Raw genomic sequence first — 9,232 nt, forward strand, 5'->3', positions numbered from 1 at the left:
CTATGGAGAATCCCGATGGACGAGTCCGAAAGCCTAAGCCACTCCAAGTGGGAGTGCAAATATCACGTAGTGTTCATCCCGAAGTGCCGACGCCGTACGCTGTATGAGCAGCTTCGTCGCCACCTCGGGGAAGTGTTCCGGAAACTGGCTGAGCAGAGGGAGAGTCGGATCGAAGAGGGGCATCTGATGCAGGATCACGTGCACATGCTGATTTCGATTCCCCCGAAGTATGCGGTATCGCATGTGGTGGGGTACATCAAGGGCAAGAGCGCGATTCACTTGGCCCGAGTGTACGGTGAGCACAAGAGGAACTTCGTCGGCCAGAGCTTCTGGGCACGAGGGTACTTCGTCTCGACCGTGGGTCGAGACGAGACGTTGATCCGGGAGTACATCCGAGACCAGGAGCAGGAGGACAAGCGACTGGATCAATTGAGCCTGTGGCGCTGATTTGCCACCTTTAGGTGGCGCAAAATAGTCAGGGTCGCGTTAGCGACCCTGTTTAGCCGCTTTGAGCGGCTCACATAATGAAAGCCCCCGGCTTTGCCGGGGGATGGTTACCTCAGATCGAGCGGATTGATCTGCAAACCACGCTCAAACAACAACTCCAGATTGTCGAGCAGCAGTAAGTCATCTTTCCGTTCCTTGTCGGCGATGTCCCTCAGCAACTGGCCCACCGAGAACCCGCGTCCGGCATGCGGGGTCGCCGACAAGCGACGCCCCAACTCCAGATTCACGTTCAAGGGCTGCACGCCCAGTTTTGCGCCCAGTTCCTGCAGCAGTTTGGTTTTACCGCTTCCACGCGGGCCAGCCAAGACGATCAATTTGTTATTCAGTTCGCCGAGTTGGTCTATGTACCGTTCCAGTTTTGTCAGCATGGCGCACGCTCAGTCCGACTCGGCATCGCGCCGAAGGGGTTCGGGTGAGCGGTAGCCTGGTGCCAACAGGGCGTTTTTCACGCCATACAGTGCCAGATGATCTTTCAGCCACAAGCGATATTCATGGCCGCGCAGGCTGTGATCCGGCGAACAGTCCACGCACCACTGGCGCAGGATGTAGCCGGCAGTGGCGGCACGTAGTTTCATGCGCAGGATCCCGCTATCCATGCTGTAGTCCATCTCCGTGATCTCGGGACGGGGCTGGTCGGGGTGCGGCACCAATTCCAGCTCAACGATACGGGTCCACTGAATATCCTGGTCGCTTCGCTCATGCGGCTGCACCGGCGCACCTTTCATCACAACCGGATTTTTGATCCGGGTAATGACGAAATCACGGAATTCCTGGCTCTTCCGGTCAAAAGCGCGGACGTGCCACCGCGAACCGTTATCGAGCAGGGCAAAGGGAACAATCTCCCGGTCTGTACGCCCACTGGTGATTGAGTGATATTCGATCGCCAGCGGACACTCCTGATGGATTGCCCTGGTTACGGACGCGAGCACATCCAGATCCGGCTGAGTCAGCCGTGACGGTGCATCACTGGTTATCCATACCTTGAGCCGTACTGGCTCGCCATCGCCGAAACCCTGCGTTAGCCAAGAAAGCACGCGTTCAGGAGGGGAATCGAAGACCGGTCGAAAAGCCGGCCCGAGGACGTATGACTTGCCCTTCGAGTCGTAATCGATGTTGCCGGGCGCCAGCTCCTTGTAGAGAGCAAGGTCCCTCGTCGCTGCGGCAGATTGGATGCCAAAGCGCGTAACCAGGTCCTGGCGACGGATCTCCCCGATGAAGCGCACACGCAACTCCACGAAGGCGAGCCGGTCGCGCTGGGGCTGAGTTAGATCAGTGAGTAGTTCGTTCGACATCCTACTTGCTCATGTGGGTTAGCGAAGGCGTGTGCGAGTTATTGCGGAAAGTATATGGGATGCTCTACAATCTGTCTATCGGATGTTATTGCGTCGCCAGTACGCTGCATTGTGATTACCATATGACAGGCGATGCCCGCACTTTGGAGCATGGGAGTGAAAGCAGACAAAGCCATCGCGACCTACCGGCGCATGCGGGCGCAGCCGCTGTGGCGTCTGCTTGCCTCGACGACCGGGCCTACCGTCATTGGCCTGCTTCAATCTCATCTGTATGAGAGCGAGCGAAGCCTCCCTGCCTCCATTTTTCACGAACGCATCGCAAGGGATCTGGAAGAACTGCGCGCCCAAGGCGAAGACTTTCCCCAAACGGCACAGGCGTATGTCGCTAGCTGGCTCGCCGAAGGGTTTCTGGAGCGACGCTTCCCGGCTGGGGCTTCAGAAGAAGAATATGAACTCTCCACGGCGGCTGTCGAAGCCATTCGGTTCGTATCTGGACTGGCACAGCCGCACTCCGCCGCGACCGAAAGCCGCCTGACGCTCGTCATTGAGGCATTGGCCCGACTTGCCGAGGACACCGACACTGACAAATTCCGCCGCATCGACCGGCTCATGGCCGAGCAAGTCCGCATCGATAAGGAGATTGATGCCATCCAGAAGGGGCAGATGCGCGTGCTGCCCCAAACAACGGCGCTCGAGCGCACGCGGGAGATCATCACGCTGGCCGACGATCTGGCCGGTGATTTCCGCCGTGTCCGCGATCAGTTCGACCAGCTCAATCGAGATCTCCGTGAACGCATCATGGACAACGATGGCAATCGTGGAGATGTCCTGGATTCGCTGTTCGCCGGAATCGACCTGATTTCAGAGAGCGACGCAGGAAGGACTTTCTCCGCTTTCTGGCGTTTGCTCACGGACCCAGAACAGGCGGCCACGCTTGATCAGGCGCTTGATAGCGTCATGTCGCGGGAGTTCGTGGGGCAACTCGAAGCCAAGGAGCGACGGTTCCTTCTGCGGCTAACGCGCACCCTTCTTGAGCAGGGCGGCATGGTTCACGAGGTGCTCCAGACATTTGCGCGCAGCCTGAAGCACTTCGTCCAGAGTCGTGAATACCTCGAGCAGCGCCGACTCAATCACCTGCTGAAAGACGCCCAGCGCGCAGCACTGGCCCTGAAGAACGAGGTCAGGGCCACAGAAACCCTCCAATACACGCTTGAGCTCACGAGTAGTCGTTTGCGCTCCTTGTCCCAATGGGTGCTGCACGACCCATCCCTACAAGCATTGCCCGGGCAGATGGCAGAAGGGGATGCGCCGCCAATCGACCTGGAGTCTGTGAGCGAACTGGTCGCACAGTCCGAGATCGACTTCCGAACACTGAAGGCCAACGTGCTGGCTGTCCTGGAGCAACGCTCCCAGGCATCCATTGCCGACGTGCTGGAGCAGTTCCCCGCTGCACAGGGGCTGGGCAGCGTCGTCGGCCTGCTTGCGTTGGGCAGTCGGCATGGGTTCAAAGCCGACCACAGTGAAACCGTAGGCTGGGTTGGAGGCGACGAGAAGCGTCGTTGCGCCCGAATTCCAAAGATCTTCTTTTTGAGGGAGCGGGCCAATGAACTGGTCTGAGAACGACGAATCGGCAATACCAGCCGAAGCACAAGCGCCAGATGCTGCTCAGGCACCGGCGAACACCCTTTTCATGGGCGACAGCGGCGAGTTGGCACTGGATACCCGGCGCGCACTAGTACAACTGCTGGCAGGGCCATCGCTCGACGGACGTCGGCATCCAAAACTGTGGCCGATCTTGGCGCGAGACGAAGCAGTGATCCGTCGGCGTCTTGCCGAACTGTTTCTCGAACTGGTCATCGATCGGGATGTACAAGTGGCCTTCACGCGCCAGGCAGATACCGGCGACCTCGAAGTGCCCCTCCTGCTGCGTCGCGCCCAACTGACGTTCATTGACTCCATTCTGCTGCTCCACCTTCGCCAACGATTGACACAAGCGGACTCGCAGGGCGACCGTGCCGTGGTGTCTACAGACGAGATCACAGAGTTTCTCTCCCTCTATGAGCGCGCCGCCAACACCGACCGTGCAGGATTCGTGAAACGGGTTCATGCCTCCATCGAGAAGATCAAGAAGCACAGCATCCTGCAGAAAATTCGCTCGAGCGAGGATCGCTTCGAGATTTCGCCGACGCTGAAGCTCCTCTTCTCGGCAGAGGAAATACAAGCGCTGACTCACCTGTATCAGCGCATGGCGGCCGGAGAGACGCCAGCGCAACTGGTTCAGACTGATGCCGATGAGGATGCCGACCAATGATCTCGGAACCCAAAACCGCCTCTTTGTTTGCCCGCGAGCAGTTCCGGATGACCCGCCTGCAGGTTTACAACTGGGGCACTTTCTCCGGCCTGCACGACGTACCGATCAGCGAGCGAGGCTTTCTGTTTGTCGGACGATCCGGCGCTGGAAAGTCGACGCTTCTCGATGCATTTTCGGCGTTGCTGACGCCACCTCGCTGGATCGATTTCAACGCTGCTGCGCGCGAGGCAGACCGCAGCGGTCGTGACCGGAACCTCGTGACCTACATACGGGGCGCCTGGGCCGAACAAAAGGATGGGGAGTCGGGAGAGATCGCTACACGCTACCTGCGCTCCGGGACAACGTGGTCAGCCTTGGCACTGAGCTACCAGAACGCCTTGGGCCAGTCTGTGGTGTTGGTTCAGGTGTTCTGGCTGCGGGGCAATGCGAACGGCAGCACCGACGTCAAACGCCACTACCTTGTCATGGAGCGGGCCTTTGACCTGCGCGAGCTGGAGGACTTCGGCCAATCCAACTTCGACATCCGAAAGCTCAAGCAGTCCTTCCCGGAGGCATTCGCCCGCGACGAATTTCGCCCCTATTGCGAACGGTTCTGTCGTCTGCTTGGCATCGAGAGCGAAATGGCGCTGCGTTTGTTGCACAAAACCCAGTCGGCCAAGAACCTCGGCGACCTCAATACCTTCCTGCGCGACTTCATGCTCGACAAGCCCGAGACCTTCGAGGTGGCGGATCGCTTGGTCAGCGAATTCGGCGAACTTAATGCTGCCCACCAGTCGGTCGTCACGGCCCGTGAGCAGGTTCAAACGCTCGCGCCAGCGCGGGACCAGCATCTGCGCAGGGACTCGTTGATGCTGCAACGCAATGGGCTGGACGAGCTTCGGCTTGGCGTTGATGGCTATCGGGAAACCCGTCGCATTGAGCTCCTCAAGGAGCACGTGGCATCCCTAGAGGTGCAAGCCAACGGCTCAGAGGGTGAAGTGGGGCGGCGTCAAAGCACCCTGGATAACCACGCCGCAATCTTGCGCGATCTGGAGCGACAGCACCGTGAGGCAGGTGGTGATCAGATCGAACAATGGGAGGCCGAGAAATCGGGGCTGGAGGGCCAGCGCACAGATCGTCTGCGCAAACGCGGTCAGGCCGAAGAGGCATCCAAGAAGCTGGGGTGGAGCCTCCCGGATTCGCCTCAAGCCTTCGCGGAACTGTTGGGCAACGCGCGGCAGGAAGTCGAAAACTGGGAGCAGCGCAGCAACGCGAACCGCGAAGAACAGTTCCGCCTGGCCGGTGAAAAAAGGGACGCTGAGGCAGCATTTTCGCAAGCACTGAAAGAGGTGCAGGCACTCCAGCGCCAGCCATCGAACATTCCAGCCGACATGCTGGAAATGCGCCGAAACATTGCCGCTGCCGTCGGGATCTCGGAGTCCGCGCTGCCATTCGTTGGCGAACTCATCGAGGTGAAGCCCGACGAGGCCGAATGGCAGGGGGCCATAGAGCGCGTACTGCACGGATTTGCGCTCTCACTCCTGGTAGACGAACGCCAGTATTCGGCATTGGCCAATCACATCAACACCACCCACCTTGGGCAGCGCTTGGTCTATTACCGGACTGGCCGCCCGGAGACGTGGCAGGCCAAGCCTATCGGTGCTAACTCGCTCGTCCTTAAGCTGAAAGTCAAAGATGGGACCTACGCTGATTGGCTCCAGGCCGAGCTACGGCAACGGTTCGATTACGCGTGCGTCGACTCTATTCAGTCCTTCAGGAGCGCAGATCGCGCCATCACCCGCGAGGGCCAGGTCAAGCACAGCAAAACCCGGCACGAGAAAGACGACCGTAGAAGTGTCGGTGACCGACGAAACTGGGTGCTCGGATTCGATAACCGCGAGAAGCTCGGGCTCTTTCAGGCTCAGGCGCAGGAGCAGGCTGACGCGATTGCGCGCCTCGGCGGGGAGATCGACAAACTCTCCGACCAAGACAAAAATCGTGCGACCCGAGCGATGCAGTGCCAGACTCTGGTGAATCTCCAGTGGCAGGAAATAGATGTGTTCCCATTGCTGGATCGCATCTCCACCATTGAGCGGCAAATCCGCGAAGCGCGCGAGGGGAACGCCACCCTGCTGCAAATCAGCGAGCAGATCGAGAAGCAAAAGAAGTTCGTCGAGGATGCTGATAAGGAGCTTCGCCAGGCAACGCGTGCGCACGACTCGATTGTTGACCAGATCAAGACCAGCACCCAGAAACTGGAATCGCTCCTGCAGGACGCGTCTATCGTTCCATTGACACCCCATCAGGTTTCGGGTCTCGACGAGCGCTTCGCCAAGCAGTCAGATGCAGTGCGGCTCGACAACCTCGACAAGGTGACAACTTCTGTAGAACGCACACTCAATGCGGAAATCGAAGAGGTCAATCGTGGGATTGGCGTCTGTGAGAAGGAAATAGAAGCACGCTTTGCCGATTTCAAACGGCAATGGCCGATGGACGCGGGTGACATGGACACGAGTCTTGCCAGCGCGCCAGACTTCTTCGCCAAACTGGTTCGACTGGAGACGGATGGTCTGCCCGCCTATGAGCAGCGATTCTTTGAATTGCTGCAGAACCAAAGTCACCAGAATCTGGCGGCGCTTTCCACCTACCTGAACGATGCGCGTAAGGCGATTCTGGAACGGATGGATCTGGTCAACGACAGTCTTGGCCAGGTGCCCTTCAACCAGAGCGCCAATCAACGCACCTATCTTCACATCGACGCCAGTGACCGGCAGCTTGTCGACGTCAAGGAGTTCAAGCAGGAGATCCAGCAGACGCTGAGCCATGCATGGACAGAGGATCGCGAGTTTGCCGAGGCACGGTTCCTGGCCCTGCGCCGACTTGTTGATCGACTCGCCAGTCAGGACCCCGAGCAAAAGCGCTGGCGTGAGACTGTGCTCGATGTTCGACAGCATGTTGAGTTCATCGGACGGGAAATCGATGAAAGCGGCGTCGAGGTCGAGATCTACCGCAGCGGAGCAGGCAAGTCCGGCGGCCAACGGCAGAAGCTGGCCACCACGTGCTTGGCCGCAGCCCTGCGATACCAACTGGGCGGGAACGACCACGGCGTGCCGATGTATGCGCCCGTCGTGCTGGATGAAGCCTTCGACAAAGCGGATAACGAGTTCACCGCTTTGGCGATGAACATCTTTACAAATTTCGGATTCCAGATGGTGGTCGCTACGCCGCTGAAGTCCGTCATGACCCTCGAACCATTCATCGGTGGCGCCTGCTTCGTGGATATCAGCGATCGGCGCGTGTCAGGCGTCCTGCTGATCGAGTACGACGGCGATCGTCAGCGGTTGAAGCTGCCAGAGCACGCACGAGAGGAGGCTAGCGTTGAAGCTTCCTGAAGATGTTCGGCAGTTTCTTGCCCGTCGCTTTCAAAGCAAGCACCGCGAGTGGTTGATCGGTGATCCGGGCGAGGGCCAATGGCCGCTGGAGGTTACGCTCGGTGTGCCGACGGAGCAGGCTGCACTGAGGCAAGTCGACGGCGTTCGCGCTTGGGTGAGCGCATGGCAAAGCTGGCAAGGAGTCGGCACCCTGTCCTGGTGTGAGCGTCGGTGGAAAGCGCTTGGCGTCCAGCGGCTGCCAGAGAAACTGGTGTTACGAGGCCCTGAAGATGTTGCCTTGTGGATTGGTGCATCCGCACGGTGGGTTCGTGCCCTGTCTCGGTATCAGACGCTCACTGCTCGCTGGCCGCTGCTTGCGCAGCAGTTGCCGAGATATTTTGATGTCCTCGCTGACTACAGCGATTCCGATTTCCGTCGACTGGCAGAGATGCTGGATTGGATCAATCGCAATCCGAAATCGAATCTCTACCCACGACAAATTCCGGTTGCCGGTGCCGACAGCAAATGGCTGGATTCTAGAACGGGCATCATCTCTGACTTGATTGCAACGCTCCAGGGTGACCCAACAGGAGCGCGCGACTTCTTCTGGCGCTGCGGCTTGAGGGCACAGCCCCAGTTAATGCGCATGCGCGTTCTAGACCCGGATCTAAGAGCCAGTTTGGGCGGTCTTGGCGATATCTCGGCTCCTTGTGAGGAGGTCGCGAGCATTTGTATACGACCAAACAATGTCTTCGTTGTTGAGAACCTTCAAACTGGCCTTGCCTTTGATGATCTGCCAGGGGCGGTTGTGATCATGCGACTGGGTTACGCGGTTGACGTTTTGGGACAGCTTTCATGGCTACAACAGGCGCAATGTATCTACTGGGGTGACATTGATACGCATGGCTTTGCCATTCTTAATCGAGCCAGAACATACATCCCAAGCCTGAAGACTGTGCTTATGGATGAGTCAACGCTGATGAGTCATCGCGATTTATGGGTCGAAGAGAAAGACCAGCACTCTTCCACAGAACTTCCACTACTCACCAATACCGAACAAAAGCTCTACCAGTCGATTAAAGGAAATGCCTGGGACCAACAAGTCCGCCTCGAACAGGAGCGGATACGCTGGGATGTGGCGTGGAATGCCATACAGGCAAGTATTCGATGATCCAGGATCAGGGAGGTCAGTCGTGAGTGGAAATCGATGGGACCAGCCGGGTGTGCCCCACAAGGGATGGCACTGCGTTGACGTGGTCGACCTGCGGGCCGACGGCGAGTCAGCAGACGAGACCGACTACGCGACCTGCCAAATGTGCGGCAACGAAAAGATCCGCTATGTCCACATCATGGAGCATCCAGATCTGGACGAGAACTTCGACGTCGGGTGCGTCTGCGCCGAGAAGATGAGCGACGACTACGAGGGGCCGAAACGGCGTGAGGCCAAGTTGCGCAACCGAGCAGCACGCCGAACCCGATGGCTGCAGCGCAAATGGCGGGTGTCCGCCAAGGGGAATAGTTTTCTGAACGTCGATGGGCACAACCTCGGCGTCCACATGAACAAGTTCAAGCGGTGGGGCTACCGGATCGGCAGCCGGTTCAGCAACAAGACCTACGCAACCAAAGACGAAGCCAAGCTGGCGCTTTTCGATGACTTCTGGGCAGCGACCCAGGATGACGATCGGCTGTGGGCTTCGGACTGATTCCAGCAGGCTGGCGGACCAGTCTTAGCCCATCTTTAACATCCCATACGCATATTTCCTGCTTTCCAG

The 9,232-nt window shown here is 58.6% G+C and carries 8 protein-coding genes; 6 read left to right on the forward strand and 2 right to left on the reverse strand.

Annotated features, from left to right (window positions below):
- Positions 1 to 15: 15 nt before the first annotated feature.
- The gene (gene tnpA, locus CAPSK01_RS02795) at positions 16 to 447 is read left to right on the forward strand and encodes an IS200/IS605 family transposase (RefSeq protein WP_034922205.1); all 432 of its coding nucleotides are present in this window, start codon (positions 16 to 18) and stop codon (positions 445 to 447) included.
- Positions 448 to 554: 107 nt separating this feature from the next.
- On the opposite strand, the gene brxF is transcribed toward tnpA, so the two are convergent.
- Positions 555 to 875, reverse strand: a complete 321-nt coding sequence (brxF, locus tag CAPSK01_RS02800; RefSeq protein ID WP_273702983.1) for a BREX-3 system P-loop-containing protein BrxF — start codon at positions 873 to 875, stop codon at positions 555 to 557.
- A 9-nt stretch (positions 876 to 884) separates the two neighbouring features.
- Positions 885 to 1,799: a WYL domain-containing protein gene (locus CAPSK01_RS02805; protein WP_034922208.1), complete on the reverse strand. Its 915-nt coding sequence runs from the start codon at positions 1,797 to 1,799 to the stop codon at positions 885 to 887.
- Between the two features lie 156 nt (positions 1,800 to 1,955).
- Here CAPSK01_RS02805 and CAPSK01_RS02810 point away from each other — a divergent pair, with 156 nt between their 5' ends.
- Genes CAPSK01_RS02810 through CAPSK01_RS02830 form a run of 5 tightly spaced genes read left to right on the forward strand, consistent with a single transcriptional unit; the run spans position 1,956 to position 9,163 of the window.
- Positions 1,956 to 3,416, forward strand: a complete 1,461-nt coding sequence (locus tag CAPSK01_RS02810; RefSeq protein WP_034922212.1) for a DUF3375 domain-containing protein — start codon at positions 1,956 to 1,958, stop codon at positions 3,414 to 3,416.
- Positions 3,403 to 4,110, forward strand: a complete 708-nt coding sequence (locus CAPSK01_RS02815; protein WP_034922216.1) for a DUF4194 domain-containing protein — start codon at positions 3,403 to 3,405, stop codon at positions 4,108 to 4,110. Before CAPSK01_RS02810 ends, CAPSK01_RS02815 begins: the two co-directional genes overlap by 14 nt.
- Positions 4,107 to 7,481 (forward strand): SbcC/MukB-like Walker B domain-containing protein, encoded by a 3,375-nt coding sequence (locus tag CAPSK01_RS02820; RefSeq protein ID WP_034922218.1) that lies wholly within the window; start codon positions 4,107 to 4,109, stop codon positions 7,479 to 7,481. The genes CAPSK01_RS02815 and CAPSK01_RS02820 overlap by 4 nt, the downstream gene beginning before the upstream one ends.
- On the forward strand, positions 7,468 to 8,631 hold the full coding sequence (locus CAPSK01_RS02825) for a DUF3322 and DUF2220 domain-containing protein (protein WP_034922221.1): 1,164 nt from the start codon (positions 7,468 to 7,470) through the stop codon (positions 8,629 to 8,631). Before CAPSK01_RS02820 ends, CAPSK01_RS02825 begins: the two co-directional genes overlap by 14 nt.
- 22 nt (positions 8,632 to 8,653) lie before the next feature.
- Positions 8,654 to 9,163, forward strand: coding sequence for a hypothetical protein (locus CAPSK01_RS02830; protein ID WP_034922224.1), 510 nt, complete (start codon positions 8,654 to 8,656; stop codon positions 9,161 to 9,163).
- Positions 9,164 to 9,232 lie beyond the last annotated feature (69 nt).

It is taken from the genome of Candidatus Accumulibacter vicinus (assembly GCF_000584955.1).
Taxonomy (GTDB): Bacteria; Pseudomonadota; Gammaproteobacteria; order Burkholderiales; family Rhodocyclaceae; genus Accumulibacter; species Accumulibacter vicinus.